This window comes from Bradyrhizobium sp. sGM-13, assembly GCF_018398875.1.
In the GTDB taxonomy this organism is placed as follows: domain Bacteria; phylum Pseudomonadota; class Alphaproteobacteria; order Rhizobiales; family Xanthobacteraceae; genus Bradyrhizobium.
In genome coordinates this window covers 1-25,189 of sequence record NZ_JAGWDK010000052.1, presented here as the reverse complement: position 1 = coordinate 25,189, position 25,189 = coordinate 1, and the positions used below count along the sequence as shown (strand labels likewise).

Annotated in this window: 23 protein-coding genes and 4 pseudogenes; 12 read left to right on the top strand and 15 right to left on the bottom strand. The window is 59.7% G+C overall.

Annotated features, from left to right (window positions below; genetic code table 11):
• Positions 1 to 387: 387 nt before the first annotated feature.
• Together KJQ96_RS42320 and KJQ96_RS42315 are read left to right on the top strand one after the other, a co-directional pair.
• Positions 388 to 687: pseudogene (locus KJQ96_RS42320) on the top strand (class I SAM-dependent methyltransferase); the annotation flags it as partial.
• On the top strand, positions 633 to 1,007 hold the full coding sequence (locus tag KJQ96_RS42315; RefSeq protein WP_375293240.1) for a hypothetical protein: 375 nt from the start codon (positions 633 to 635) through the stop codon (positions 1,005 to 1,007). The pseudogene KJQ96_RS42320 and the gene KJQ96_RS42315, both read left to right, overlap by 55 nt.
• A gap of 224 nt (positions 1,008 to 1,231) precedes the next feature.
• Here the strand turns inward: KJQ96_RS42315 and KJQ96_RS35140 are convergent, their stop codons facing one another.
• The 3 genes and pseudogenes from KJQ96_RS35140 to KJQ96_RS35135 all read right to left on the bottom strand — a co-directional run bounded on the left by KJQ96_RS35140 (position 1,232) and on the right by KJQ96_RS35135 (position 5,485).
• Positions 1,232 to 4,381: an AAA family ATPase gene (locus tag KJQ96_RS35140; protein WP_249734905.1), complete on the bottom strand. Its 3,150-nt coding sequence runs from the start codon at positions 4,379 to 4,381 to the stop codon at positions 1,232 to 1,234.
• Positions 4,382 to 4,480: 99 nt separating this feature from the next.
• Positions 4,481 to 4,606 (bottom strand): annotated as a pseudogene (locus tag KJQ96_RS42310) (zinc ribbon domain-containing protein); the annotation flags it as partial.
• A 585-nt stretch (positions 4,607 to 5,191) separates the two neighbouring features.
• Positions 5,192 to 5,485: a helix-turn-helix transcriptional regulator gene (locus KJQ96_RS35135; RefSeq protein ID WP_213290782.1), complete on the bottom strand. Its 294-nt coding sequence runs from the start codon at positions 5,483 to 5,485 to the stop codon at positions 5,192 to 5,194.
• Between KJQ96_RS35135 and KJQ96_RS41550 the strand changes: the two genes are divergently transcribed.
• The 3 genes and pseudogenes from KJQ96_RS41550 (at position 5,484) to KJQ96_RS35125 (ending at position 6,539) form a co-directional block, all read left to right on the top strand.
• Positions 5,484 to 5,615 carry a hypothetical protein gene (locus KJQ96_RS41550; RefSeq protein ID WP_256441719.1) on the top strand — a complete coding sequence of 44 codons (132 nt, stop codon included), beginning with the start codon at positions 5,484 to 5,486 and terminating at the stop codon, positions 5,613 to 5,615. The genes KJQ96_RS35135 and KJQ96_RS41550 overlap by 2 nt on opposite strands.
• Before the next feature lie 221 nt (positions 5,616 to 5,836).
• Positions 5,837 to 6,135: pseudogene (locus tag KJQ96_RS35130) on the top strand (PilZ domain-containing protein).
• Positions 6,132 to 6,539, top strand: a complete 408-nt coding sequence (locus tag KJQ96_RS35125) for a hypothetical protein (protein WP_213290781.1) — start codon at positions 6,132 to 6,134, stop codon at positions 6,537 to 6,539. Before KJQ96_RS35130 ends, KJQ96_RS35125 begins: the two are co-directional and overlap by 4 nt.
• A 685-nt stretch (positions 6,540 to 7,224) precedes the next feature.
• On the opposite strand, the gene KJQ96_RS35120 is transcribed toward KJQ96_RS35125, so the two are convergent.
• Entirely contained in the window at positions 7,225 to 7,392 is a 168-nt protein-coding gene (locus tag KJQ96_RS35120) for a DUF2934 domain-containing protein (RefSeq protein ID WP_213290780.1), read from the bottom strand.
• A 270-nt stretch (positions 7,393 to 7,662) separates the two neighbouring features.
• On the opposite strand from KJQ96_RS35120, the gene KJQ96_RS35115 reads away from it, so the two are divergent.
• A complete protein-coding gene (locus KJQ96_RS35115) occupies positions 7,663 to 8,238 on the top strand; it encodes a hypothetical protein (protein ID WP_213290779.1) in 576 nt (191 codons plus the stop codon).
• Between the two features lie 163 nt (positions 8,239 to 8,401).
• On the opposite strand, the pseudogene KJQ96_RS35110 reads toward KJQ96_RS35115, so the two are convergent.
• The 4 genes and pseudogenes from KJQ96_RS35110 to KJQ96_RS35095 all read right to left on the bottom strand — a co-directional run.
• Positions 8,402 to 8,774: pseudogene (locus KJQ96_RS35110) on the bottom strand (IS5 family transposase); the annotation flags it as partial.
• 87 nt (positions 8,775 to 8,861) lie between these two features.
• A complete protein-coding gene (locus KJQ96_RS35105; RefSeq protein ID WP_213290778.1) occupies positions 8,862 to 9,212 on the bottom strand; it encodes a type II toxin-antitoxin system PemK/MazF family toxin in 351 nt (116 codons plus the stop codon).
• Entirely contained in the window at positions 9,209 to 9,433 is a 225-nt protein-coding gene (locus KJQ96_RS35100) for an antitoxin MazE family protein (protein ID WP_213290777.1), read from the bottom strand. The genes KJQ96_RS35105 and KJQ96_RS35100 overlap by 4 nt, the downstream gene beginning before the upstream one ends.
• 162 nt (positions 9,434 to 9,595) lie before the next feature.
• The gene (locus tag KJQ96_RS35095; RefSeq protein ID WP_213290776.1) at positions 9,596 to 10,150 is read right to left on the bottom strand and encodes a thioredoxin family protein; all 555 of its coding nucleotides are present in this window, start codon (positions 10,148 to 10,150) and stop codon (positions 9,596 to 9,598) included.
• Between the two features lie 176 nt (positions 10,151 to 10,326).
• On the opposite strand from KJQ96_RS35095, the gene KJQ96_RS35090 reads away from it, so the two are divergent.
• Complete coding sequence (locus tag KJQ96_RS35090) at positions 10,327 to 10,575, top strand: hypothetical protein (protein ID WP_213290775.1); 249 nt, start codon at positions 10,327 to 10,329, stop codon at positions 10,573 to 10,575.
• Positions 10,565 to 11,254, top strand: a complete 690-nt coding sequence (locus KJQ96_RS35085) for an MT-A70 family methyltransferase (RefSeq protein WP_309142516.1) — start codon at positions 10,565 to 10,567, stop codon at positions 11,252 to 11,254. Before KJQ96_RS35090 ends, KJQ96_RS35085 begins: the two co-directional genes overlap by 11 nt.
• Here KJQ96_RS35085 and KJQ96_RS35080 read toward each other — a convergent pair.
• The 5 genes from KJQ96_RS35080 to KJQ96_RS35065 form a co-directional block, all read right to left on the bottom strand.
• Positions 11,243 to 11,506 carry a hypothetical protein gene (locus tag KJQ96_RS35080; RefSeq protein ID WP_213290774.1) on the bottom strand — a complete coding sequence of 88 codons (264 nt, stop codon included), beginning with the start codon at positions 11,504 to 11,506 and terminating at the stop codon, positions 11,243 to 11,245. The two genes, KJQ96_RS35085 and KJQ96_RS35080, sit on opposite strands and share 12 nt — an antisense overlap.
• Entirely contained in the window at positions 11,503 to 12,366 is an 864-nt protein-coding gene (locus tag KJQ96_RS35075) for an aldo/keto reductase (RefSeq protein WP_213290773.1), read from the bottom strand. Before KJQ96_RS35075 ends, KJQ96_RS35080 begins: the two co-directional genes overlap by 4 nt.
• A 285-nt stretch (positions 12,367 to 12,651) precedes the next feature.
• Entirely contained in the window at positions 12,652 to 13,086 is a 435-nt protein-coding gene (locus tag KJQ96_RS40800) for a hypothetical protein (RefSeq protein WP_249734893.1), read from the bottom strand.
• A gap of 232 nt (positions 13,087 to 13,318) precedes the next feature.
• Positions 13,319 to 14,671, bottom strand: coding sequence for an IS1182 family transposase (locus KJQ96_RS35070; RefSeq protein ID WP_213290772.1), 1,353 nt, complete (start codon positions 14,669 to 14,671; stop codon positions 13,319 to 13,321).
• A gap of 536 nt (positions 14,672 to 15,207) precedes the next feature.
• Complete coding sequence (locus tag KJQ96_RS35065; RefSeq protein WP_213246664.1) at positions 15,208 to 16,926, bottom strand: GMC oxidoreductase; 1,719 nt, start codon at positions 16,924 to 16,926, stop codon at positions 15,208 to 15,210.
• Positions 16,927 to 17,951: 1,025 nt separating this feature from the next.
• On the opposite strand from KJQ96_RS35065, the gene KJQ96_RS35060 reads away from it, so the two are divergent.
• Together KJQ96_RS35060 and KJQ96_RS35055 are read left to right on the top strand one after the other, a co-directional pair.
• The gene (locus KJQ96_RS35060; RefSeq protein WP_213290771.1) at positions 17,952 to 18,257 is read left to right on the top strand and encodes a hypothetical protein; all 306 of its coding nucleotides are present in this window, start codon (positions 17,952 to 17,954) and stop codon (positions 18,255 to 18,257) included.
• A 2,267-nt stretch (positions 18,258 to 20,524) separates the two neighbouring features.
• Positions 20,525 to 20,785, top strand: coding sequence for a DUF6894 family protein (locus KJQ96_RS35055; protein WP_213290770.1), 261 nt, complete (start codon positions 20,525 to 20,527; stop codon positions 20,783 to 20,785).
• 644 nt (positions 20,786 to 21,429) lie between these two features.
• On the opposite strand, the gene KJQ96_RS35050 is transcribed toward KJQ96_RS35055, so the two are convergent.
• Positions 21,430 to 21,615: a hypothetical protein gene (locus tag KJQ96_RS35050; RefSeq protein ID WP_213290769.1), complete on the bottom strand. Its 186-nt coding sequence runs from the start codon at positions 21,613 to 21,615 to the stop codon at positions 21,430 to 21,432.
• A 412-nt stretch (positions 21,616 to 22,027) separates the two neighbouring features.
• Complete coding sequence (locus tag KJQ96_RS35045) at positions 22,028 to 22,306, bottom strand: hypothetical protein (protein WP_213290768.1); 279 nt, start codon at positions 22,304 to 22,306, stop codon at positions 22,028 to 22,030.
• An 806-nt stretch (positions 22,307 to 23,112) separates the two neighbouring features.
• Here KJQ96_RS35045 and KJQ96_RS35040 point away from each other — a divergent pair.
• Entirely contained in the window at positions 23,113 to 23,646 is a 534-nt protein-coding gene (locus KJQ96_RS35040) for a DUF1003 domain-containing protein (RefSeq protein WP_213290767.1), read from the top strand.
• A gap of 402 nt (positions 23,647 to 24,048) precedes the next feature.
• Positions 24,049 to 25,074 (top strand): Ku protein, encoded by a 1,026-nt coding sequence (locus tag KJQ96_RS35035; RefSeq protein ID WP_213290766.1) that lies wholly within the window; start codon positions 24,049 to 24,051, stop codon positions 25,072 to 25,074.
• Positions 25,075 to 25,189 lie beyond the last annotated feature (115 nt).

Here is a 25,189-nt window from a genome sequence, read left to right as displayed (position 1 = left end):
GTCAGTAAGCCATAGCGGGCAGATGATCGGCTGCACTGTGCCGCTTGTGAAGCAAGACCGGCCGTCGCTCCGCCATTTCGATCCGGCATCACCCTGTTCCGCACTGGGTCACAAACGGCGGTCCGGCCGCTCATCTCGTCAGGTCCGGTTCTCCTCTGAGAGCGGCCTTTGCGGCCGCTCAAAGGCAGTTCGGCTGAGGACCAAAGGCGGAAGTCGACGCTCCTTGAGTGGACGTTCGTGAGACGGTTGGAACAGCGTCCTCGTTCGTGGCGGCTATCCCGGCAATGCGATGTCTTGTGCCTTGGCAACCATCCCGTGGTCTAAAGTTTGCCGAGCGGAGCAAATTTTCGATGACCTCCGAATTCATCGTCCAAAACGCCGCCGGCTATGAGCAGCTTATGGGGCGTTGGAGCCAAAAACTTGCGCCCCAGTTCATCGAGTTCGCGGAGAGTAAACAACGGCGAGAGGATTCTCGAAGTCGGCTGCGGTACCGGTAGCCTGACCTTCGCGCTCGCCAAGGTTGCCGACCTTAACGAGATTGCCGCAATCGACTACTCGCCGGTCTTTGTCGAGGAAGCGATCCGGCGCAACACCGACCCGCGAATAAAGTCCGGCAGGCAGATGCCTGCGCCCTGCCGTTCGAGGGCGGCACTTTTGACCGCGCCTTGGCGCTGCTCGTTCTCCACTTCGTTGGGCAAGGCAGTCGCCGAGATGCGTCGCGTCGTTCGGTCGGGCGGTGTGGTCGCGGCGACCGTTTGGGACCACCTCGGCGGCATGCCCGGCATGCGCATGATGGTCGACTCTGTGGCGGCGTGCAGCGAAGCGGGGCGCCAGCTGCGTGCTCGCTATTGCTTCCAACCGATGATGCAGCCGGGCGAAATGAAACGGACTTTCCTCGAACAGGGTCTTGCGGACGTAACGGAAACGCAGCTGATGATCCGCATGGATTACCTCAGCTTCGACGACTACTGGGCACCGATTGCCGCAGGCGAAGGACAGCTGGGTAGGTATGTGGTGACGCTCGACGCTGCCGAGCGAGCGCGTACCGACGCCGCCGTGCGCGATGCCAACGAGGCCGGCCGGTCTGACGGCCCGAGATCCTTTGCGAACGTTGCGTGGGCTTGCCGGGGCGTCGTTCCCTAAAACGACGCCCAGTGCAGGTTGTTGCAAGGTTCTCAGGCCGAACAGTTCGTGGGTACGAACCTGTGACGGACAAACAAAACGGCCCAGTCTAGTCCCTCAGCTGCTCAAGCAGCCTTTTCACGTCCTTCAGATCTGGCGTGTCGAACCCCTCAGTGAATCGGGCGTGGGCCGACGAGAGGAGATCACGCGCTTCCTCGCGACGCACACGCTCGCTCCAAAGGCGCGCCAGATCCTTCGCCGCACGCAGCTCCCAGAGGAGAGCTGAGCGAGCGCGTGCATCCGCCAATGCAGCCTGGAGCGCGTGCTCAGCGCTCTCGGAATCGCTGGCGTCCAGCGCGAGCTGGCAGCGCGCCACAAGGCGGTGCAGCTCGGCGACGCAAAAACCCTCGGCTGTTGCAGAGGCCCGCGCCAAGCCCTCTTTGGCTGCGGCGAGCGCCTCCTCTGCGCGACCGAGGTGCAGGGCAGCCTCCCCGATCAGCCAATAGAAATAGGTTTGGAGGAAGTACGTCCCCATGGCGAGCCGGCGCTCGAAGAAGTCGCGCATGGCCGTCAGCGCCTTCGGATCTCGGTCATGCTTCACACCGAGCCAGGCATTCAAGATCCGCGCCTCGGAATAATAGATGTTCATTCCGTGTTGTTCGGCGAGATCGGCCAGGAAATTGGTGCGCGCCTCGAGCTCCTGAGTGTCGTCGACGAGCTGGAGCAGGATCAGGCTCCAGTTATGCGCGTGGCCAATCGACTGAGGGATGCCCAAGCGGAAGCTGTGCTCGATTGCGGCACGGTTCATGGCGCGGGCGCGATCTGGAAATCCCATGAGCAGTTGCGAATTGCAAGCTTGGATCAGCCCACATTCGCGCGCATCGTGGCCGCCGAGAGCGACGCAATCGGCAGGATCACGATCGATGTCGTAGAGCGCAAGCCCTATGTCGACGTGGCGGCAAACGGTCGCGAGATCGCCCATGAACAGCCGCGTCGACCAGGCGGCGTGATGCGCATGCAGGGCCCAAGCCGCGCTCCCCTCGCGTGCCGCGTCCTCTAGCAGCCCGTCCGCGATTACCGCTGCCTCGTGCAGATGCGCCCGGACATTGGCCACACGCCAAATCCCCCATCGGGCACGGCGCCAACTCTCATTCTCGCCGAGCTGCTGCGCGAGCAACGCCGCGCGCTCGTAGGTCGCGGAGGTCTCCGCCGCGGCAGGGCCGCGGGTGTTCATGAGGGCGACGCTGAGCGGGCCTAGCAGGTCGAGTTCGCGCCGCTTGCGCTCATTCGTATCCGGAAGCTGGCCGAGGAGTTTTGACGCGTTCTGAAGCGCGTTCGTCGCCTCGTTCATGGCCGAGCGGCCGAGCGCCGCGAGTCCGGCTCGTGTCCAGGCTTCGGCGGCCAGCTCAATCAGACCTGCCTCGGTCAGGTGCTGCGCCAGAATGCCGGGATGGCCGGCCGCAATATCCGGAAATTGCTCTCCGATGACCTCGGCGATGCGGCCGTGGATCTGGCGGCGACGCTCCTTGAGCAGACTTTCGTAGGCCGCATCGCGCACCAGCGCATGTTTAAAGCTGTATGTCGCTGCAGGCACAAGATCATGGCGGAAGACCAGTTCCGATGCCACCAGCTGGTCGAGGGCGGCGAGAAGATCAGGTTCCGGCCGCGAAGTCACGGCAGCGAGCAGTTGATGGTCAAATTCCCGACCGATGCATGCGGCAACTTGCGCCAGCTCTCTCACAGCACCCAGCCGATCGAGGCGGGCCATCAGCGAGTCCTGCAGCGTGTTCGGGATGGCCGGCTGCCGCCACGGCCCGGTCAGCTCGAAGCCGTGACCCGTTGCACGCAACAGGTCGGACTCGAGAATCGTCTTCGTCAGCTCCTCCGTAAACAGCGGAATGCCTTCGGTCCGGGTCAGGATTGCGTCGATGACGGGCGGGGGCAGGCTGCGTCCGCGCGCGATGCCGTCGATGAGCCTCGTCGTGTCGCCGCGCCCCAAACGGTTGAGCGTCAGCAGTGTGACATGTGGAAAGCGAGTCCAGGGCGGCGGAAGCTCCGGCCGGAAGGTCCCGAGGAGAAGGACCGGCCAGCGCTGCAGCTGCTCCATGACGGCTTCAAACAGCTCCATCGTCGTCGGGTCGAACCAGTGCAGGTCCTCGGCCACAACGAGCACGGGCTCTTGCCGGGCTAGACCCTCGAGCTGCGCAATCAAGGCCTGGAATGTCCGCATCTTCTGCTGCTGCGGGGTGAGGTCCTGCACCGGATAGCGACCACCGGCTTCGAGGCCGAGGAGCCTGGCCAGATACGGCGCGGGCACTCGCGGGTCGGCGACCGCTCTCGCGAGCAGAGCTTCGACCTTATCGAGCCTGGCCTCGGTCGAGTCCTCCGGGCCGAGCCCAGCCGCCCGTACGAGTTGCTGCACCATCGGCCAGAGCGCGTCATTCACGTGATAGGGCGAGCCATGGTAGCGCAAGCTCACGCGGCGCTCACCCCGCGTCGCCTCACGCAGCGCCTGCACGAGCCGCGACTTGCCGATACCGGGCTCGCCCGAGAGCAGGACGACTTGACCTTCACCGGCCCGTGCCAGTTGCCAGCGGCCGAGAAGCAATGCTAGTTCCTGCGCACGGCCGACCAACGGCACCGACACGGCATGGTGGGCATCGAAACGGCCCTCGACGGCCGTCTCGCCCTCAACGAGATGCGCGCGAACAGGGGCGGCGAAGCCTTTGACCGACTGCGGATCAAGTTCGGTCAGCTCGAACACTTCGCCAAGAAGGCGGCGCGTAGTCTCAGCCACGATCACCTTGCCCGGTTCGGCAAGCCCCTGAAGGCGGGCGGCGAGGTTCGGGGTGTCGCCCACCACGGCCTCCTCTTGCGCTGAGCCTTCGCCAACGAGGTCCCCGATCACAACTAAACCGGTTGCAATCCCGACCCGACAGGCCAGCGGCACACCCATCGGCGTGCGGAGCCGGGCCACCGCCGCGACAATGGCGAGCCCCGAGCGGACGGCCCGCTCGGCCTCATCTTCATGGGCTCTCGGCCAGCCGAAATAAGCCAAGATGCCGTCGCCCATCAGCTTCGCGACGTGGCCTTCGAGCCGCGCGATCTCGCCCGTGACCGCATTCTGAAACGCCGTGAGAACTTCGCGCATCTCCTCGGGATCAAGGCGGGATGCCAGTGCGGTCGAACCGGCCAGGTCACAGAACATCACCGTGACCTGCCGGCGCTCGGCCGAACGGCTTCGAGCGGGCAGCGCCAAAGCTTCTCCGCGCCTGTTCGCGGGCCTCGACGTGCCCTGCGCTGCTGGTACTTGCGGGCTGGCTGGCAAACATATGGCCAGCGCAGCGCCGCAATCGCCGCAGTACCTTTTGGCCGGCGGGTTCTCGGCTCCGCAAGCAGAGCAGCGAAGCGCCAGCGGGGCGCCGCAGTCGCCGCAAAACCGCTTCCTCTCCGGATTCGCGCTGCCGCAGCTCGGGCACTCCATGCGGCACCTATCTTTGGCAACCAGGGAGCCCACCACAGGAGCTTTCCGAGCTCCTATCGCATCATCCAACACGCAACGAGCAAATTCTACGGCTATTTGGGGCGAAATGGCTCTTTGAAAGTGCGGCGGAATGACCGCTTCGGGTCAGTCGCGTCGGTTTGGCTGGACCACGGCGACTTCCGGTCTAACCCGGATAGTGTTGCAAAAGTCGAAAGTCGCAGCGGTCCAAATTTTTGGCGAAAACCTGAGGCGCAAAGAGATCGATGATTCGCATAGCCTGAGTCGCGCTACCGAAGTCGCCCATGAATTTGGCGCAAGGCGATGAGGTCCCTCAGATCATTACACGAAGAACGCGCCAGCGGCCCTCAGAATTTTTAACATCTCCTGCAAAACGACTTTTGCAACACAATCACCCGGTGAACGGACATTTCTCAGGATAGGCGGGCAATGTTTCGCCACGGAGGCTTGGCCCACGGGACGTTGGTCGGCGCTCAAGGGCTGGTGCAACACAACAAATGTTAGGACACGGTCAGTCCCTTGAACGACCTTGCCAGCAAAATGCCTTCTGACGTGATGTCCCGGTACTTAACGTCGGCGGACCCTTGCGCGCTTCCTTATCGTTGCGCACCCGGTCGGTACGGAGGGTCTCGGTGGCCATCCCAGAAGCTCGACACCTGCTTTCGTAAAGACGATGCCTGCCGCGCTCAGTTCAGTTATCAATGCGGATAATGTTGACGCCTGCGGTTCGCGCTTGCCGCTTTCGAGATCAGCGATAATCACACGACGAACACTGACACCTCCTGCCAAATAGGATTGAGACCAACCAAGAAGTGCGCGTGCGCCCCTTACCTGCGCAGCGAGTTTTGGAAAATCATGCATGGCTGCTCCAAAAAAGAGTACAGAGCGTTCAAAAGTGGACAGTATTATTTCAATACAAAATGATTTTTATTGTTGGCTCTTTGTTAGCGTCAACCAAGATCAGGTTGTGAGCGCAATGCCAGCAAACTGATGCGCGACGAAGACTTGCGACGCGCGCACCGTAGTTTTACGGAGGAAAGCTCGCGTGACTGGCCCCGTCATCCATCGCTTTTGAGCAAATATTAACCGCTCACCTATATTCTTTGTTCATCGTGGTCCGATCCCAAAAGCGGCACCGCGGGAGCATTGCATATTGAACCGTCTCCTTGGCGGTCCCATCGTCATTCATTTTAGTTCGACGATTTTGGTTAGATGGAACAGCGTAAGGCCCACCGTGTCGTATTCGAGCGCGGGTTCGCCGCAAACATGATGGCGTTGATGGTACGTGGCAGCGTCCGTGTACAATGCAGGATGTATCGGAGACGGGCGCTAGACTTTCCGTTGGCGGTTCGATTGAAGGTCTTCCGCTGAAAGAATTCTTTCTTGTGCTCTCGACAGTGGGGAAAGCATACCGGCGTTGCCAACTAGCTTGGGTCAACGGCGATCAGGTTGGCGTCCGCTTCATTAAAGCGGCCGACATAAAGAAGAAGTCTCAGCAGCCGGTGCCTTGAACTCCGGCACAGCAAGCAGTCGGCCGGGCTTTGTGGATGGACCGCATTATAGGCTCAAGATGGCAGACTTTGAGCAAAAAGACCGTTCCTCGGTGCAATTTGAGCGCCAAGCAACGCCGTGCGAGATTCACCGTCTGGTCCAGCCCCGTGGCGTTGGGCAAGCATCAACTATGATTTTCCACGTGCATGCCCACGTTGACGATCACATGTTCAAAGCCACCGCCAAAACGGCTAGGGACGCTTTTGCAAAAGCGGTCGAATGGCATGTCGTCGGGAGGCTAACAGGCATCTCGATCAGCGATGGCACTAGGATCTATTCCATCGCCGAGTTTGCATCGGTGATGGCACTTGCGGAGATTGCGAACATCAAGGCTTCAGCCGAGCAACACGAAGCGAACAGATGAACGCAGACACCGCCAGTCGCAACCGTTGGGTAGCCCCCGAGGTTTCACGGCTAGATAACTTTCACAGCGAAGCGGCGGCCAAAAGACAAAGCCCCCGGAGATGATCTCTCCGGGGGCTCCTTAGATCGCAGGGATTGGGTACATCCGCCAACCCAACGATACTCTGCGCGACATCTCGCCCCGCAATCGTGATCAATTTGTGGCAGCGGTCCGTTACTCCCTTGATCCTATCTGTCCGTATCGACGACAGCACTAATAGCTATCTCGTCCTCGCGATCACCTGCTCACGCTCAAGGTCAAGGAGCCGGCATGACAATCGCTAGGCCCATCTGGAAGCTGGAGGATCTCTTCGATGCCGTCACTGCACCGAAGCCGCACCGGACAGGCGCAGGAAGCCGGTGGCCACGTTGTACGCCTCCGGAAGCCCGATGGAATCCGATTGACATGAGCCGACTCTGTTTCCTGGCTGAGATGAGGCATCCAAGTCGCTGATCGCCCGCTTGTTCAAAGCCTGCTCGCGAGCTGCATTGCGGTCAATGCGCAGCGCTCAAGCCGTCGGCAAGTGCCGACCGAAAACTGATCTGCCGATTTGCTCCTTCAACGTTCGGTTCAGGAGTACTCATGTTGCGGCCGGATCAATGCAGTTTGCAGCAGATCCTGTCGAAGGTAAAGTCATGGCCGCCCTTTACAATCCGAGGCTGGATTGTTGCCTATCATTGGATTTCTTGGCACCTTCCTTGAGTTCTCGCGCGGCCTGACGATAAAACTCTTCGTCTCTATCTTTCGGCTCGCCTGCTTGCTGCCACAGCTCGTAAGCTCGCCGTGTAATCCTCATTTGTTGGCCATTATCCATGATATCTCTCCTTCCGAAGCGCTCGCGGAGAAACGAATATGGACACCTCTCTTAGGCGCTCTGCCATAGAGCCTGTCGCTTAGACGTTGACGCATCCGTACACGAGAATATGTTGATCTCGCAAAGGGGTCATCAACGAACCGCGAGCCCGCGTCAGGAAAAACCTGTCGGATGCGCAATATGCAAATTCATCAGTTATGCTTGTTCAGGCGCTCTTACCGAGTCGCTAGTTGGCATTCGCGCATAAGCCGACGGTGTTGGTGGGCCATTTTGTTCATTTTGGTGTTCCCCGCCTACTGCCTAGCCGGGGAAGGGAAACCCGTCAGCATCACCGTGGCGGCCGACCACACGAAGGCCAACGGAGAACCCTGGGACGGCCTTCCAGGCATTGGCGGGGGGCGCGGTCCGACGGCCATTCCCATACCCAACAAAAATGCGCCGGATCTGGCGGTCTGCGTCGTTCGTTTGGAAACGCCTCCGGAATGCAGCATGCGGTATGTGAACTTGAAGCAATATTCGCTTTGCCAAAACAGCTATGATTGCATTTTTAAGCGAGTGAGCATCCCCGATGGTCCTTTCGGGCTCATCATTCTGGATTTGGACTTACGGCGGCATGACCTAGTTGGTTTCCTCTTAATGACGGCTGGGAAGGCTCTTACTCCTGACCAGCGAGCCGCTTTGGAAGGTGAGATTCGGAGAAGAGCCGACCAGTTAGCGCCCCCTCTTTCCCAAGGAGAGAAGCAACGCAGGTTGAGGGAGATGCTTGTTGTTCCGATGGACCGCTGCGCCGAAGCTAAGGGATGCAGGCTCGTCCAATCCGAAATCCGCGTGAACTCGGCCGAGTGATCCTTGCCGGGGCAGCTCCGTCCCGTCGCCACGTCAAAGGTGATACGAGCGGCAAGCCGCCCTTGACGTGCCGCCGTGACGGCGCAATGGGCCGGCCGTCGCCAATGCCCAAGTCTAGGCAATTGCCCGTTGACCCGGAAACCGAGTTAGGTGGTGTGGACACTTATCGCATCCATAAGACGATGGCTGCGAGAGTGACGACGGCCCGGTAATTGCGGGCGGTCTTTTCGAAGCGGGTTGCGACGCGGCGGAATTGCTTGAGTTTTGAGAAGCAGCATTCGACGAGATGCCGCTGGGCATAGAGGTGTTTGTCGAGCGGGTATTTGAGCGCGCGTGAGGGGTTATTGGATTACGGCGAGCACGCCCTTGGCAGCGATGGCCTGGCGCAAGTGATCGGCATCATCGGCGGTATCGGCCATGACGACCTCGGCGCGTAATCCCTCGATCAATGCGGCGGCTTGCGGTTCATCGCCCTTCTGGCCTGCGGTAAGCGTGAACCGCACGGGACATCCCAAGCCCCGAACGGCCAGGTGTATCGGCGATCCGGATTTTCCTGTTGAAATGTCCATGCTCTGGGAATGGCCGTCCGTGTAGGCGGCTCGGCGCCTAAGGTGGCCATAGCTTCATTTTCTTCTGCCCCTGGGGGACACGGCCATGCCGAGGAACACCATCATCGCCTGATTGAGCCGTACCATATCTACATCCTCGAGACGCCCAACACGCCTGCCGACCTTAGCCTTGGGAACGGTTGTGATTTTGTCTACCATCAGCCGGCATGTCGAGAGCAAGCCGTTGCGCTCATTCGGCTCGAAGATGAGCCGGAACAACGGCGCATCCGTCGGATCCGTGGTGAAGGCGCAGATGGTGATGGAGTCGGTCGCGTCGAACCTGTCGTCCTGCACGATGACGACGGGGCGCGGCTTGCCTGCGTAATCCTTGCCGCCCGCGACGGTCCAGATCTCACCGCGTCTCATTCATCGTCCAGATCGGACACGTCGTCGATGAAAGCCTGATCGTCGCGGGCATGGCTGCTGGCCGCAACAGCAAGTGACTGACGATGAGCCTGCTTGCGGAAGGATGAAGACCGCACATCGGGCACCCAAATCTGGATAGGTCGCAAGCCCTGTGCCCGCAACCTCTCACGATGTTCCCGGACCTTCATCCGGCCAGGCTTGGGCCTTGACGCCGTCGCCATCGGTCCCTCCATGTCTGGTTACATGTAACCTAACATATTCGCATCCGATTGGCCAGCCTTTTTGCCGATGCCTCGAGGGCTGCTCAGATACCTCTCAACACGATAATCCGAGCTTTCCTGTCGTGGATGATCGCATTTCAACACGAAAATCCGGAAAGCCCTTTATTCGTCCTTCCATTTGATCGAGCAGCCAATAGACGCCTTTTGCTCCGCCGGCGCCACACCGGTGGTCGCAATCGCACGCATGGCCTCGACTAGCTCTCGGGGCGCCCCCGCGCGAGGCGGAGTTGTGCGGCCTTCGTCGAGCCGGCCGCGATACTGGAGCTTGCGGTCGGCATTGTAACCGAAGAAGTCCGGCGTGCAGAGCGCCCCATACGCCCGTGCGACTGTCTGGGTCTCGTCGTGGAGATATGGAAAGGGGAAATCATGAGCTTTCGCGAAGAGCTTCATATTCTCAAATGAGTCTTCGGGATAGCTCGCGGCATCGTTCGAGCAAATCGCCGCAAAGCCTACGCTCTCCGACATCAGCACGCGGGCGTCCGAAACCATACGGTCGATCACTGCTTTAACATAGGGACAATGGTTGCAGATGAAGACGACGACCGTGCCTTTTTCGCCCGCAACGTCGTCCAGTGTGTAAGTCTTGCCGTCGGTGGCCGGAAGCCGGAACTCCGCCGCCGGCGTATCAAGAACGACTCGGGTAGCTGTTGTCGCCATATCGCGCCTCCTTGTGCCCAAATATGTGCTGACGACGGCCTGCCGGGGCACAGTTTCCCAAGCCTGCTCGCGGTCGCGTCGTTTTGGCCATACGTCAGCCATTTCCGGTCTACCCCCTGACAGCCGACGTGGAAAGAAGAGTTCAGGTTGCCGTCTGGACCCAAGAGATCGCGGCCGTGTTCAAGGAACGCGATGTCATCTACCTTGCGGACAACGACAAGCCGGGCGCGACAAAGCTGCCAGGGCGGGACAGGCGCTCACAGGCGTTGCCAGGAGCATTCGCATTGCGAGCTGCCGGTCTTCGGCCGAGCGATGTGGCCAGCGTGGATATTTCGTTGGGGCAGGATCGTGAGGTGTACCGTGTCGATCATTCCCTGGTTTTTCGAGCCGTTGTTGCCGCGTTCATTCCGGCTCGTGCTGATTGATCCGCCGTGGGAATTTCAAACCTACTCGCGTGCCGGACAAGGCAAGTCGGCGCAGGCACATTACACCGTGATGCCGATCGACGCGATCAAGGTGCTTCCTGTCCGCGATCTCTGCCAGGATGACGCCATCGTGATGTGTTGGGCCACCATACCTATGCTGCCGGACGCGCTCGCCTGCCTTGAAGCGTGGCGTGTCACGTACAAAAGTAACATCGTCTGGCGCAAGGTCACGAGGCGCGGGAAGCTGCGTATGGGTTGCGGATTTTGGACGCGATCAATGCACGAGCAGGTGCTGATCGGCACCATCGGAAAGCCGCCACTGATCACGTTTCCATCGATCTTTGACGGCATCGCGCGCCAGCACAGCCGCAAGCCGGATGAGCTTTATCAGATGATCGCCGATCGCACGCCGAGTTGGCGGCGCGCCGACATCTTCTCGCGTGAGACGCGCCACGGCTGGCACGCATGGGGTAGCGAGGCTGGCAAGTACGATGATGAGGTGCGCGGCGCCCCAATCCGTCAGGCTGGCATCAAGCAGCGCCAGGCGCAAAAGGAAACGATAGGCGAAAGTGACGCCCCAAAACCGGATTGTGTTCCGGCTCCGAACATTGACGCCTTTCGGCGTCCAACCTTGACCCCGGTCGCGGCAATCTTTTCGGACGCGGCCTCAGTCAGTTAATCGATCCATAGTCGGGTCAATATTGGACGCCAAAAAGGGGTAAACCAGACGCCGATCTACACCTTTGGATGTCGCCGCTACTTTCTCATGCCGACGAGAATGGAGTGCTGGGTGGTCGCCGAAATCGACGCGCAGCCGTACGAGCTTCTCCGAATGCGCCACGTCCTCGACAGCGAGAATGGTCCCGACGCGGACGTCGATCTTGTCGAGGTCAGAGATGGAGATGAGGGGTTTGATGGGCGTCAGATTCATGTTCCACTCTTTGCTGAGGCTCGGTCGATCGCGTCGAACTCGGTCTCACTCAAGCGCCAACCGAGTGCATCGAGATTGGCCCTGGCGTGATGAGGCTTGGTCGCGCCGGGGATTGGAATCACGTGACTGTCGCGCGCCAACAGCCAGTTCAGGGCGACCTGGCCGATGCTGGCGTCGTGCGCGCGGGCAATATCGGCGAGACACGTCAGCAGCGCTTTCGTGCCCATGCTGTCCGACGGCTGCGTGAGGCGACCGGACGCAAGGGGAAAATACGCGACCAGTGCCACATCGAGCTCACGGCAGGCTTCGAGCACGCCATTTGTTTCCGCTGCTCGTCGGAGCAGGCTGTAGTTGACCTGATTGGCGGCGAGCGGAACGCCTGCCCTTGCGAGGTGATCGGCGATGCGGCGCATCTGGTCCGCATTGAAATTTGCCACGCCGACCGCGCGCGCCTTGCCGGACTTCACCGCTTCGACGAGGCCTTCGGCGAACACTCCCACGTCGATGAAGGGCAGCGGATAATGGACATAGTAGAGATCGATTGTCTTGAGGCCCAAGCGCGCGAGCGAACCGTCAAGCGCGCTCATCAGGCGGCGCGGCGAGGTTCGGCCCGGAAAGGGAAGGAACTTTGATGCTATCACCGCGCGGGTGGGACCGGCGCGCAAGCAGTCACCCACGACGCGCTCCGAGAAATAGATCTCAGCCGTGTCGATCATGCACGGGCCGGCACCATGAATGGTCCTGTAGGTTTCCAACACGGCCCCACGATCGGCACGCCGCCACTTGTTCGTGCCGATGCCCAAGGGCAGCACATCGATGCCGGTTCGACCCAGAGGGCGCGTATCATGATCTGCGGGCATCGCTGGACCTCTCACAAGGCGAAAGCGCCGTTGGCTGGCCGGTGTGATGACGCTGGCGTTTCAAGGTTACGCCATAGCGACTACGGCCGCATCATCTTCTGCGGCTACGTCCGTATCAGGACGACGCCAAGGATCAGGAAGCTTGCACCGGCAAGTCGGATCAGGCTCGCGGGGTGAACGGGAATGCCGAGCAGACCGAGGCACTCAGGTGAGGCAGAATTGATGTCCGTTTGTCCCCAATAGCGGGGCAAAAGCGGACATGCCCTGGGTCCGGGCGTTGATGTGTTACTGCGTCAGAAATCTATATGCGACAATCAGAGCCACCATGCTCGCGAAAATCAGCAGTGCCGGGAAGGATTTTCGGACCATTGGCCTCGTCGAATGGCGAGCAGCCGATAGACCGGGCTGAGGTTTAGGTCGTCTCTGGAACCGCACGACTTTGTCCTCTGTCGTTGGTGTGCGAGCTTTTGGTTCCGGCGCCGCGCCCACGCCTCCCATTTCGCTGTAATAAGCGCTGTAGACCTCGCGAACGGCCAAGGCCGTGGACTCGGCCTCGCTCATCGTCTCGAGTCGGGCTCGATAGTTAGTCAGAAAGCTCTGTGCGTTTGACGGAAGATCATCGAAACCACCGAGCTTGGCCATCATTAGCCAAGTGGCAAAATCCGCCTCGGCCTTTGTGCGAGCTTTCTTGGCGATACTGGTGTTGGAGCTAGAGGACATGGTGCTCCGGTTGCTTCGCCCGCCCAAACTCGCCGGCGTTCATGGCGATCGTTGGACAGTTCGCTTGGGTATCCCGGTTGGCCGTCTCGTGCACGATACCGATTAAATCACGATTCTAGCCTGTACAACTGACATCCTTCCCGACCAACACATGTCCGCTCTTAGCGGATTCTGTTGAAGAAGTCGGTCCGCGACCGAGGCGGCCGCAAATTGCGGCGTAGCCGACCGTTTCTCAGGCCGGATTTGGCTGCGGCATTGGGATCAGCTTGGCTAGTTTCCGGAGGTTCTGGGCGGTTGCTGCGAGGAGGAACTCGTCGCGGGCACCATTTGGTCCTCGCAGTCGCAGTCGGTCCAGCTTGAGAATGCGCTTGAGGTGAGCGAACAGCATTTCGACTTTTTTGCGTAGCCGTCGTGATGCTCGACCTTCCCAGGATTTTGCAATCGCCCGCGCCACGTCGCGTGCCTTCTCATGGATCGAACGAGGCACCTTTCGAGCAGGCGTGTTCGGGCAACAGCGTGGCCTCAAGGCACAGGCGTCACAGTCAGCCTTGCTCGCTCGATAGAGCAACGTTTCGCCATCATTCACACGCGTCCCTGTTGTGGTCAGCGTCTTGCCGCCAGGACAGAGATAGACATCGCCGGCTGGATCGTAATTGAAGTCCTCCCGTGCGAAGGTGCCATCCTTGCGCGCCGATTTGTCGAACACGGTCACATGCGGCTCGATGCCGTGCTCATCGACCAGCCAGCCCAGCATGTCGGCTGAACCATAGGCGCTGTCACCGAGGAGCCTGGACGGGTGGAGAGCGAAGTTCTTTGCGGTCCGCTCGATCATGCGCTTGGCGGCGAGAACTTCTGCCTGCCGGATCGCTGTGGTCGGCTCAACGTCGACAATAATCGCATTCTCCACATCGATCAGATAGTTCGTTGAGTAGGCAAAGAAAGCCTGTCCGCCATGGGCACCGGTCCAGCGTGCGGCTGGATCAGCCGGTGAGATGAACTTAGGGACGATCTCGGTCGCGGCACCAAAGGCCGCATCGTCCAGGACCGCTAGATACTCGTCGACGGCACGGCTTGCGGCTTGTGGCGGCAGCCCCTTTTCGCCCTCGACGCCGTTCTGCCGGTTAGCGTCGGCCTTGATCAGGCTGGCATCGACGGCAAAGCCCTCTCCGCCAACCAGACCCTCATCGATGCAGCGACGCAAGACGTCTTCGAACAGCCGTCGCAGCAGATCACTATCGCGGAAGCGGCCATGCCGGTTCTTCGAGAAGGTCGAATGGTCCGGCACGACGCCATCGAGCCCGAGACGGCAGAACCAGCGGTATGCCAGGTTGAGGTGAACCTCCTCGCATAGGCGTCGCTCCGAGCGGATGCCGAAGCAATAACCGACCAACAGCATCCGGATCATCAGCTCGGGGGCGATCGAGGGACGCCCGATCGTGCTGTAGAAGGCAGCAAGCTCTCGCCTCAACCCATCGAGGTCCACGAATCTGTCGATCGATCGCAACAGATGATCGGCCGGAACGTGCCGATCGAGCGAAAACTCATAGAACAACGCGGCCTGCTCAATTCGCTGATGTCCCATCATGATTCAGTCCTCTCGCAACAACTGAATCAGCGAACATCAACCCGCGCAACCGAAGACTTTTTCAACACAATCAGCGCGAAGCGGACTTTCGAAGCGGTTGAACAAGGTCCGAGCTTTTGTCGTGCGGAAAATCTCGGCTGTGCAAATCATCCTAAGCTACCCGTGCTGGGTGAGACGCTTGCGCGAGACCGCCAGCGTTGCGCCGACCGCATACGCCGCTGCAGCCGATGTCGCCGCAATCGGCGAGCGCTGCGGCGACTCCGACCTCATCGCCTGTGCCCGCCACCAGCAGGGCTGAATTCGACTGCAGCATCGAGCGGCCCTTCCGGTCATACTCATCGGCTGACGCTGCGCGAGCTCCAAGGTCCTGAGCATGGTTGCGACCGGCCAGACCAATGAGGCCATCGCCAGTAAGCTCATTCATGGATGAGCCCAATTGAGAGCGTGATCGGGAACGTAAATAAGAGAGCGCAGCCGATCGATGCACGGCTGCACGCTGACAACTTCACCCGACCATGCGATCTTGCTCATGCGATTCATATCGCGACATGCTCGGCGATCCGCCTCGCAAGTGTTAACCCGGTCAGCACTGGGTTGACCGAGCCGACTGTCGGGAACAAAGACTGATCGCAAGCGTATGCGTTGCTAATGTGATGGAACCGTCCGAAGCTATTGGTCACCGAGCTCGCCGGCGCATCGCCCATCCAGAGCGTCCCGGATTCGTGATAGGTCGTGCCTAGCCCGCGATGCCATTCCGGAAATGGCCGATTGAGCGGAAAGGGTTGCGTCTGCCAGCCGCCGTCGTAGAGGTACTCAATATTGCTGGGCGCTTTAGCGATCTTCTGAGCGAGTGTGATTGCAGTCTGGTCCATCGCCTGCCATACCTGTAAATCGCCCACGCTGAGCGTGAGCTGGACATACGCTCTCGGCACGCCGTATTCATCGGACTCATAAGGACTCAGGTTCATCCAGCTCGTCGTAGCGTTGGGAATGGCGGTCGTTTTGTCGCCGCGCATCTCACCGATGCCGCGAAACGTGATCGTAATCCAGTTCGGATCCTGGTTGGCGAGTTGCGCCGAGAGGATATCCAGGTCGGGAATCATTCGAAACAGGAGCTCGTCGGAGCCGGCCGCGTGTGTGGAGGCCGTGACTTGAATGTGGAAGCGGCCGGAGGCTGTCACGCCGCGAACGAGGAGCGCCGCGGTCTGCACGTGAGCCGGCACAGGAGGTAATGCTGACCTGCGCACCCGCACTGTGAAGTCGCTGCGCACGTGCGCCATCAGATTGCGCCCCATTAAGGAAGTCGGAAAGGAAAGCAGCGCGAGCCGCGTGCTCTCTATGCCGCTCGCGGCTAGAATCACGGCGCTCTGCGAGCCGACGGGCAGAAACTTGCGTTGGCCGTCGACATCCACCTCGATCATGTGCACCACGCCGCCGGCGGCGTGCAGCTTGACGACATGCGCCACCGGCACGAGGAAAAGCTGGCGGTTCGCGTCGTTCGCGCCTGAGAATGCGACGGCGTCGCGAATAGCTTCGACCAAGAGCGGCAGGCTGCTGTACTTGTCGAAGCTGAACAGGCCCGAGCTCGGCGGACTGCCTTCGACCGCCAACGGGGCCACCTCGACACCATTATTTCCGATGGTCGTTTCGATGTTCGGCACAAGTCCAACCGCGCTACCGATTTCGTTGCGCACCACATTGAGCAGGTCGCCGAAAATGAAATCAGCTCCCGGGACGACGCCGATCTCGCTCTCCACATTGAGATAGTTCGCGTTGAGATACAGCGTTGCTGCAGATGGCCAGCCCTGCAGGTCGGCGCTGGTGAGCCGCGGACACCACCCACCCCAGTAGATCGACTTGCCGCCGGTGCAGTAGGCGAGCCCGGGAAACTCCACGTTGCCGCGCCAAGGAATGCCCCAAACGAGCTCTCGCGCCACGCCGGGATCGCTCGATGGAGGAATCGGCGATGGCACATTGAGCCCGATCCGAGCGAGATTCTGCACATGCTCCGACACGAGAAAGCGTCCCGCGTCGAGCAGCAGTACGCGCTTGCCCGGGTGCCGACGGAATATCTTCGCCGCGCAATACGCCCCGTACATTCCGGCACCGACGACGATCGCGTCAAACGGTGCGCCGCCGTTCGCGGTCGCTTCGTCCCACGTATTGCAGACGTAGCGGCCGAGCGCATCGACAGCAAACGTCGTATTCTGGACTTGAACCGGCCCACCAGCAGGGATGAGGTTAGGGAGCGGCATCGCGTTCTCCGAGTGGTGCGCCAGGGTCCCGGCTCATAAGGCACCAAGTCATGGTTGCGGCGATAACGACGCCAGCGAGGAAGTTGCGGACGAGCTTGTCGCAGCGGGTGGCAATGCCACAGAAATCTCCGAGCCGGCAGAACAATGCGTTCGATATGATCGAGGCTCAGGGTGATCGACATTGCTTTAATCGCAAGCTACTGATTCCAGGTGGGATGCATATTGGCCCCCTGATGAGAGCAACTTATGCCGGTGGAAACGACGTGAATGTGAACCGGTTCACACGCGATGGATATCTCACTTCGCGGCAGCGGCTCTTCGCGTGAATTAGAGTTGAATCTCAAGCGTGATAGCAAAGGTACAACGGACTATCGGGCGCAAACGGCCGCTTGTGGCGCAAAGCGGCCAATCGGCTGGATCCGCTCGTCTCACGAGGGGCCATTCTCGGGAATAGCTGATCGCGTAACCCAGTCAGCTTTCTGCTCGGAAGCTGCCCACACTTGAGAAGGAGAGGTGGTATGATGCGATAGGCTAGTCTTCGTCAGGGCGAGCGATATCGTCGAGCGCACGTATGATCTGGTGGGCTCTCTACTTCTCTAAGCTGGACGCGAATGATCTCATTGGCGTAAGCCTGCGCGCCCTTGCAATCACGCGGGGCCGCTTCGGCCAGCCGCCTGTACAGCTCCTCGTCGATCTCAACGGATACCGGCACGAGTCGTCCTCCATAAGCCGGCCGAAGATATCAAAATCACGGGAAAGGGGCTACTCCGGAACGCGCTTGTGAGGGGGAGGGAATCGTCTGTGTGCGAGCCTCTAATCTTCGTCGAGGAGGCCGACGTTTGCTCAGCTGAGGGGATTGGCTGCTTCGGGCCAACACGCCGATGGCACGCTCGACTCACCCAATTCTACAACAGCGACGGCAGCAGCCGCGGCGCACGCAGAGCGACAGCCCTTGGCGCAAAGCACGGACGTTGGTACCGCCAATGATTCAGTGACATGACGATCAGCGGGAGCGCGCCTCCACCTTGTTCGGTAAGATAGTCGTGCAAAAGCCGGGCACGAAAGACGCCTTGACCGACGGGCAGGCCGAACCGGACGACGAGGGGACGACTCCGACGACGAGCCAAGGCCTAGGTTCGTTCGATCGGATCACCAATCAGGACAAGGCGTGGCGGTTCCAGCACCTCTGGGCCTTCTCGGCGGTCGATGCCGAGCAAGACGCCGCCGACCGGGAGGACGACGACCTGGCAGAGGAAAGCGAGCGGTCCGGCATTGGTGCCATGACGGAGTCCACGAGCAGGTTGGCTGGTGCGACAACCAGTTCACGGTGATGGCGGGATGCCGTCCGCACTCTGAACGAACGATCACCTGCATGATGCGTTACCTTGGCTGCAGCCAGCAAACAGGGAGGTAACGCGATATGGACAATCGGGTCATCGCCGGTGTTGTTGCGGCCGTTATCGTTGTTCTTGCGCTGCTTGGTTGGACTGGTGGCTGGTTCGGGGGTGAGACACCGGCACCAACGACGCCACCAGCCGGGCAACAACCATCGAGGTAAGAGCACGGCGGCCCCGCGTACATGCGGCAGTCCGCCTTTGACAAGGCCGCCCTGAGGCAGCAGCTCGGCCCGCCGGTTCACGCTGGCGGGCCTTTTGTTCTTTGTTTCCGATCTGTTGTTGTTCCGCTCTGGTCTGTTTCCGACCTCGGTGGCCTAGTTTTGAAATTCGCAGTGGCCTGATTTGAATGGGAACCGACCGCCCGGCGACGGCATACGGAAGCGCGCGTGTGGGCTAGGTGTTACCGGCAAACCGTCAAAACGCAAGGGCGGCCCGCGCTGAGTCACGCCGGGCCCAACGGCAACGAAAGGCGCTCCGACTAGCTAGATAGTCTTGATGAGCACCTTTAGCTCGCTCACCTGGTACGTGAGGTCGTTGACTTTCCTATGCAGAAGTCTTGTCTCTCGGAGCTGCAGGAAGATGGTGACAATCAGGACGGCCGCTACCAAGACAATGATGGAATCGTCCAATAATAACGATGCAATGCTTTGCAACATTTTAGCCTCCCTCGGAGACCCAATCTTTGCAGCCTAGCTCTTTGATCTTTGAAGGTCCAGCATCGCCAGATTGTTCGGATCTTGATTGCGTGTGTGTTGTGTACCGCGTCCCCATCAACATCACAGACATTGGCCTGTAGCATGACTATTGCATTGCTTGGTGGACTCACCCCGCCGCCTCGCGCTGGGGCCATTTTTATTCTCAGACTCAGGCTCTGCATCTGCAGGCGCAATCACAAACAAAAAGACCGCCGAAGGCGGTCTCACTTTGGCACCATGTAGTGGTAATCATCCACTTCGCAAAGCACTGACTAACCATGCAATCGTAATGATCGCGGTGTCCTGGACTTGGCACTTTCATTCACCCGGACTTGCTGTTTTAGCTTATCTAACTCCGCCGCCACCTCGGCTAAGCGTTGAGGCGTCCATAGCTGCTTAGGCTTCCGTTTTGAAACGCGGACCTTCTTTTCCATTGCGGCCCCTCCGTTCAGAGAATGAAAGGGGCGAGCATACGTCTGCTCAAAACCGATCGTCTGTTCGGCTTCTGACTCAGGAACCGAGATAAGCCAGAGGCTACAAACTCGGGGATGTGTTCACTTTCGCATAGACATTGCCACGTTTTCCCGCTTCCGTCGAAATCGTGACGGCGTATGACCGGTGGTGGAGCAGTGCGAGACCTCGCCGCGGCTACAAGAAAGCTCTTCGTGAGAGCAATCGAGCTCAGAGAAACTATACCGGCTTGAAAACGAGATTGCCGAAACACCTGCAGGCACAATCGAAGGGATGCGGGCAAAAGTGCGGTGCGCTCAACTTTGGGCACCGCGGCGAGCTCGGTAGCATTACCGGCGGCTGCGAGGAGGCATTAGCGCTATCGATCTTCAACGACATTCAACGCATAGCGGAGAAGGCGTCTTCGTGATGTTGTCGGAGGCCCGCCGGTTCACGCTGGCAGGCTTCCTTTCTGGACCTTCGACGGACCGCGGCTGCTACTTGTGCTTGCCAGACCAACTCGCGCAATGATTCCAAATCGCGGAGTTCGGTCAGAAGGTTTGTGGACAGGGTGGAGTAGGCGTCAATACGTGACTGAAGAGAAGGCATTTTAAAAACCCCTCACTAACTAATATTAGTACTTCATTGTGAAGAGGGGGGACGGCGGCTTCAACAGGATTCGTCTAATTTGAGAGCCACATCCGGAGTCTTACGGGCGCTTCAATTTGTGGGCAGAGCCTTTGCGAAGAGGCGGCATGGCCGCATCAGCACACCGCCTCGCGGTTCAAGGCGGGCCTGCCCTTTGTCAGCGGCCGTACAGACCGCGCCCCGATGGCTGGCTATTCTGTAAAAGCCCCCGGCTACATGTCCCCCAGAGCTTAGCCGGGGGTAATCTCCAGTGGTCGGCGGCCCGGTGCGTTGCGTATTGCCGGGGCCGCTTGCATCAGTCATGCACTGGCTGTCCGTATATAACCCAGGTTCCTAGTTTGAATTAGGAAGTGTCCTTGTTCGCAGATCAGAGGAACGATGGACCGAGCTCCGCATTTTCCGGCGCCAATGCCCCGCTACTACTTCGATGTCCGCGAGGGGGACGATGTCACCTCTGATGACGAAGGTCTCGAGCTCTCCGGCATTGAGGCCGCGTGGGTGGAGGCCGCCCACTCACTGGCTGACATATTGCGTGACGCGGTCCGAACGCGCCGCCAGGGCGCGGATCACCGCATAGTAGTCGAGGTCCGGGACGGCACCGGACCGGTGCTAGCGGTGACGGTCACCTTCGAGGCTGAGTGGCGCGCGATAGGGCGCCTAAGTCAGTGATCTCTTTCCGTGCTGCCTGCGTACCTGCGCATGCGGAGGTAACCGGCCACAATCTAAGAGAGTTGCCTAACATTTGTTAATGTAGTGCGCCGAATCGGGGTCTCCTGCGCATGAGGACGCATAAACCCAAAGAGTGGACCGACTCTGAGATGCAGCAGCTGGCCAGATTGGCTAGACGAGGAACGCGCGCATCAAAAATTGCCGCCGAGCTTGGAAGGCATGCCGGATCGGTAAAGCGAATGGCTCGCTCGATGGGCCTGTTGCTGAAGAAATAGGGGGCGCACGAAGCGCCTCAGTTGGCGGCCTCTTTCATTCGAGCACTTCATATTCAAAGGCAACGGCCCTCGGGGTCGTTTTCTTCGAACCATTTTTCCGCGGCGTCCTCGCTCGCAAACCTTGTCACCAACTTGATTGCTTGTGCGGACAAGTGGAGGCTGGAGCCTGCAGGAGTGCTTCACTTTAGCTGACAATCTCCCTGACCTTGATGCCGCGCAAGGCCTCGATGCAGTCAGCCACCAAATGCAAGAACTCTTGCCGCTTTATGCGCTTCACCTGACGCCCTTCCATATTAATTAGGAGTGAACTTCGCCATGTCGTGGGCAACTTCAAAGTGCGATTTGCCGGCAACCTCAACGTCTATCCTCTCAGCCATTTCGCTCTCCGCTAGCTGTATTTGGAAGGCAGCGGTTCACTCCAAGACCTAATACTCGAAGGCTACGCCCTATCGTTTTCTCAAACCACTTTTCTGCAGCGTCCACATTGGCAAACACCTTGATGTGCTCGGGGTCGCCAACTTGCTTGCTGGTGTTGACGTAGACAAAAGCGGTCATTGGTCTCTCTTCAGCTTGCGCTTGCCCCAATGATGAGATTTGCCCTCGGGATCAAATACCCGCTCGACGTGACGGTTCGGGGGCCGCCGTTCCTTCGTCATCAGCATGGGTCACTCCTGCCGAGACGAATACATGGGCCCGGCCGTTCGTTCCGCACGGCTAACGCAGAGCAGGGATTCCGAACTGATTGATGTGCCGCTTTTGAACTTCTTTTCGAGAGCTCTCGATTTGGGAGGCGTCTTGTTTCTCGCTAGCGGCCCAAGTGATCGACCCGCATGCATTTTGTCCGTCGGCCTAGGATGGGTTTGGATTACCCCGACTAGGCGTGGGACAAAGAGAGCGTTGCCAGTGCGGCGCCGGAGAACAGCCGGATGGGGAGCGGGATCGTTGAAGAGGATCCCGCCCGTCAGCATTAGCGTCGCGCCCTCTTCCGACGATTGTAGGGCGAGCGATTGGTAGGCCTTAGCGAGATGCCCTCCCGCTGCGCCTTGCTTGCGATGGATGCTGGGGGACGCTGCATCTTAAGACTAATAATGCCCGTCGGCGTGTTGGCCTTGGCAAGGGAACGAAGCTGCTTCACTTCCTTGTCGCTCCACGGCTGCCGAGCGCGGCGCTTGTATTTCGGGTTTGCTTTGCGCGGTCCCTGCTTGCCGATCGGCGATCCCGGCCGCTTCCATGCTGGTCGTGCCATTTGTACCTCCAAAGGAGGGTAAGGCAGGAATCACGCGTCTGGTTCCACACACAAGTAGACACAAATGATGCGCTCGCCGTGCAAAGCTCGGCATCATTGATAGTCCAGTGACGGAAGGCGCACCTTGTCGATCACTTCCATCCGTCCTGGGTTTCGGCTGTCATGTTTCAAGTAATGCCTCTCCCATCAATGAGGCGGCCCAGCCTCGCGACGGATGTGTCTCGGATCGACGGAGCGATGGAAGGAGAACTGGGCTCGTCCAGTTTCTGGAGCGTTGCCTCCTGTCTCGCCAGATGCGGGGCATCGAAGCAGTATCACTCAGCGCGATCCGCAGGCGGTCGCCGATTTCGGCATAAATCGCGCGGGAGTGCACTTCATCAATATGAATTTTCGCAAGATTCGTCGGCATCAGCGTCTTCGCGCGACTAGGGAGATGGCAAGTCATAGGTCTTGGGCATTTCCCCGAACTGCGCCGCGCCGACTGCAGAACCCGCGTATGCGCAAAGCAGAATGATCACGATGCGAACCATGGGCATTGGTTGTCTCTCGGTTTTTCTTGAGGCTAGCAGCCAGTTGTTTCGCGCCTGTTAGAGAAGGTGGTTGTCGGCCCGTTCAGTATATTGGTGAACGATATTGGTGAACGCATCGTTCCGTTGCATCGGGCTTTCAGAATGCAGCAATGCAGCGTGAGGGCAGGAGTTGTCGCTGATATCCGATTCGACCTTAGGACTGACGGTCTGCCCCGTGAGACGCCATGAGCAGGCCAAGTAATAGGAACCGTCCTCAGGCGTGACCGTTTCCCACGCATGAAGAAACCTTTAGCGCCCCGCCCAGAAGCTGCGCCGGGGCTGACCCCCGCTCTCGAGCGAAACATCCATGCGCTAGTCGAACGAAGGAAGCGCGAGCAATCCGATGCGTCCATCCAGCAAAAGATTGCCGATGCGATAACTTCGTTCACCGGCAGCATGCAGTTTGTCTACCTACACTTATTTGTTTTTGGATTTTGGATAGCCGCAAACGTCCGCTGGCTCCCAGGAATTTCACCATGGGATCAAAGCTTTGTAGTGCTCGCTATGATCGCCTCTGTAGAGGCAATCTTTCTTTCGACCTTTGTGCTGATATCTCAAAATCGTATGGCGGCCGAAGCGGATAGAAGGGCGGAGTTGGATCTACAGATCAGTCTCCTCACTGAACATGAGATTACAAAAATGGTCGCGCTCCTGAATGAGATGGCCGCCAAATTGGAGATCGATCCCCGGCAGAACGAAGAGCTTCAGGAAGCTGCCTCAGATATCGCGCCGGAGCGAGTTCTCGATAAAATCGAAGAGACTAAGGGCTAAGTGGGCGCACAACGCTTCTGCCGCGAGAAGCCGGAATGACCGCTTATGGCCCCTTTTCGGGCATGCCGTCGGGCACGCGAATGTCCGCTGGTAGGGAAGACCGGAAGTGAGCAGCGGAGTGCCAAAACGGCGATTGCCCCTGAGCGGACTTCGGGCCGACGACCCGGCCCGCGCTCGCTCGACCACCGGTCCCATATTTCGACTTGAACGGCATAAGCTCGAATTTGGGAGGCATCTTAGCCGGGAAGAAGCTTAGTCGTCGCTGCATCCGCAGGGCCGTTCAGAACATCCTGCAAGAGATGTGGAACACAGTCGCCCTGAAACTTCCGTCCCTTACGTCCGTTGACTCCGCGCCATAGCTCCCGGCTTGGCTTTTGTGCCACTGTTGCGTTGGAGTTTCCGGTGCCGGCGTCCCGACCCTATTGGAAGGGCTATCTGAAGCTGTCCTTTGTCTCGTGTCCTGTCGCGCTCTATCCCGCAATTTCGGCGGCCGAGCGGATCTCGTTTCGGCAGGTCAACCGGCGAACAGGCCATCGCCTCAAACAGAAGCTCATCGACTCCGTAACCGGCCAAGCCATAGACGCAGCCGACAAGGCGCGCGGCTATGAGGTCGGCGAGAACGAATTTCTGCTGGTCGAGGACCGCGACCTTGAGCGGGCGCGACGCGAGCGCCCGGCGCCTGGTGAGGTGGAGCTTGCCGCCCCGCCCCTCCGTGAAAGCCCGCCAACCGTTCCCGCCGGCCTTCACGACGAGCCCGCCAAAGAGCGCGCCGCCGACTATGATGATGAAGAAGGGGAGCAGGAGCAGGCCGTCACTTTCCGGCGGCCGCAGAACACGCGCACAATCCAAATCGAGCACTTCCTTCCCGCCGGGCAGATCGACTCGCGATATTTCGAGAAGCCGTATTACATCATGCCCCGGGAGGAGATCGGTCAGGAATCGTTTGCGGTGATCCGGGATGCGATGAGCCGAGAGGCCGTTGTAGGCCTTGCGCGCGTGGTGCTGTCCTCACGCCAGCGGCCGTTTCTGCTCGAGCCGACGGACCGCGGCCTCCGCGGCGTAACGCTGCGCTTCGCGCACGAGGTCCGAAATGAATCGGAGTATTTCAGCGAGATTCCCGAGATGAAGCTGCCGTCCGAAATGATGAAGCTCGCACAGCACATCATCCGGACGAAGTCGGCCGATTTCGATCCTGCTATGCTGGAGGATCACTATCGCCGCGCGCTCGTGCGCATCCTGCGCAGGAAACAGGCAAAAGGTCCCGTCCAGGCCCCTGCAGTCAAGCCGTCACGTGAGAACGTCGTCAACCTCATGGACGCGCTCCGGCGAAGCGTCGCCGCCGAGCGCCCGGCAAAGTCTGCCCGCCGGAGCGGCGCGGCGAAACCGGCCACGGGAAAGCGCGGCGGGCGCCACCGCAAAGCCGGTTGACCCAACGGGGCCATAGCTTCAGCAGCGCCCGCTCTTCGGGCCCATTGCCAAACAGTGGCGTTGTCTAGTTTTGGAATCAGGCCGACAGCTTACGGTCCTAATGCCTCCTTCGAAA

What these genes read in the sequence shown, in the direction of transcription:
- KJQ96_RS35045 (WP_213290768.1), bottom strand. Translation starts at nt 22,306, where the DNA reads ATGGCACGACCAGCATGGAAGCGGCCGGGATCGCCGATCGGCAAGCAG.
- KJQ96_RS35095 (WP_213290776.1), bottom strand. Translation starts at nt 10,150, where the DNA reads ATGGCGACAACAGCTACCCGAGTCGTTCTTGATACGCCGGCGGCGGAG.
- KJQ96_RS35070 (WP_213290772.1), bottom strand. Translation starts at nt 14,671, where the DNA reads ATGATGGGACATCAGCGAATTGAGCAGGCCGCGTTGTTCTATGAGTTT.
- KJQ96_RS35075 (WP_213290773.1), bottom strand. Translation starts at nt 12,366, where the DNA reads ATGCCCGCAGATCATGATACGCGCCCTCTGGGTCGAACCGGCATCGAT.
- KJQ96_RS35120 (WP_213290780.1), bottom strand. Translation starts at nt 7,392, where the DNA reads ATGGATAATGGCCAACAAATGAGGATTACACGGCGAGCTTACGAGCTG.
- KJQ96_RS35055 (WP_213290770.1), top strand. Translation starts at nt 20,525, where the DNA reads ATGCCCCGCTACTACTTCGATGTCCGCGAGGGGGACGATGTCACCTCT.
- KJQ96_RS40800 (WP_249734893.1), bottom strand. Translation starts at nt 13,086, where the DNA reads ATGTCCTCTAGCTCCAACACCAGTATCGCCAAGAAAGCTCGCACAAAG.
- KJQ96_RS35065 (WP_213246664.1), bottom strand. Translation starts at nt 16,926, where the DNA reads ATGCCGCTCCCTAACCTCATCCCTGCTGGTGGGCCGGTTCAAGTCCAG.
- KJQ96_RS35100 (WP_213290777.1), bottom strand. Translation starts at nt 9,433, where the DNA reads ATGGCGACGGCGTCAAGGCCCAAGCCTGGCCGGATGAAGGTCCGGGAA.
- KJQ96_RS35050 (WP_213290769.1), bottom strand. Translation starts at nt 21,615, where the DNA reads ATGACCGCTTTTGTCTACGTCAACACCAGCAAGCAAGTTGGCGACCCC.
- KJQ96_RS35135 (WP_213290782.1), bottom strand. Translation starts at nt 5,485, where the DNA reads ATGCATGATTTTCCAAAACTCGCTGCGCAGGTAAGGGGCGCACGCGCA.
- KJQ96_RS41550 (WP_256441719.1), top strand. Translation starts at nt 5,484, where the DNA reads ATGGCTGCTCCAAAAAAGAGTACAGAGCGTTCAAAAGTGGACAGTATT.
- KJQ96_RS35080 (WP_213290774.1), bottom strand. Translation starts at nt 11,506, where the DNA reads ATGAATCTGACGCCCATCAAACCCCTCATCTCCATCTCTGACCTCGAC.
- KJQ96_RS35105 (WP_213290778.1), bottom strand. Translation starts at nt 9,212, where the DNA reads ATGAGACGCGGTGAGATCTGGACCGTCGCGGGCGGCAAGGATTACGCA.
- KJQ96_RS35040 (WP_213290767.1), top strand. Translation starts at nt 23,113, where the DNA reads ATGAAGAAACCTTTAGCGCCCCGCCCAGAAGCTGCGCCGGGGCTGACC.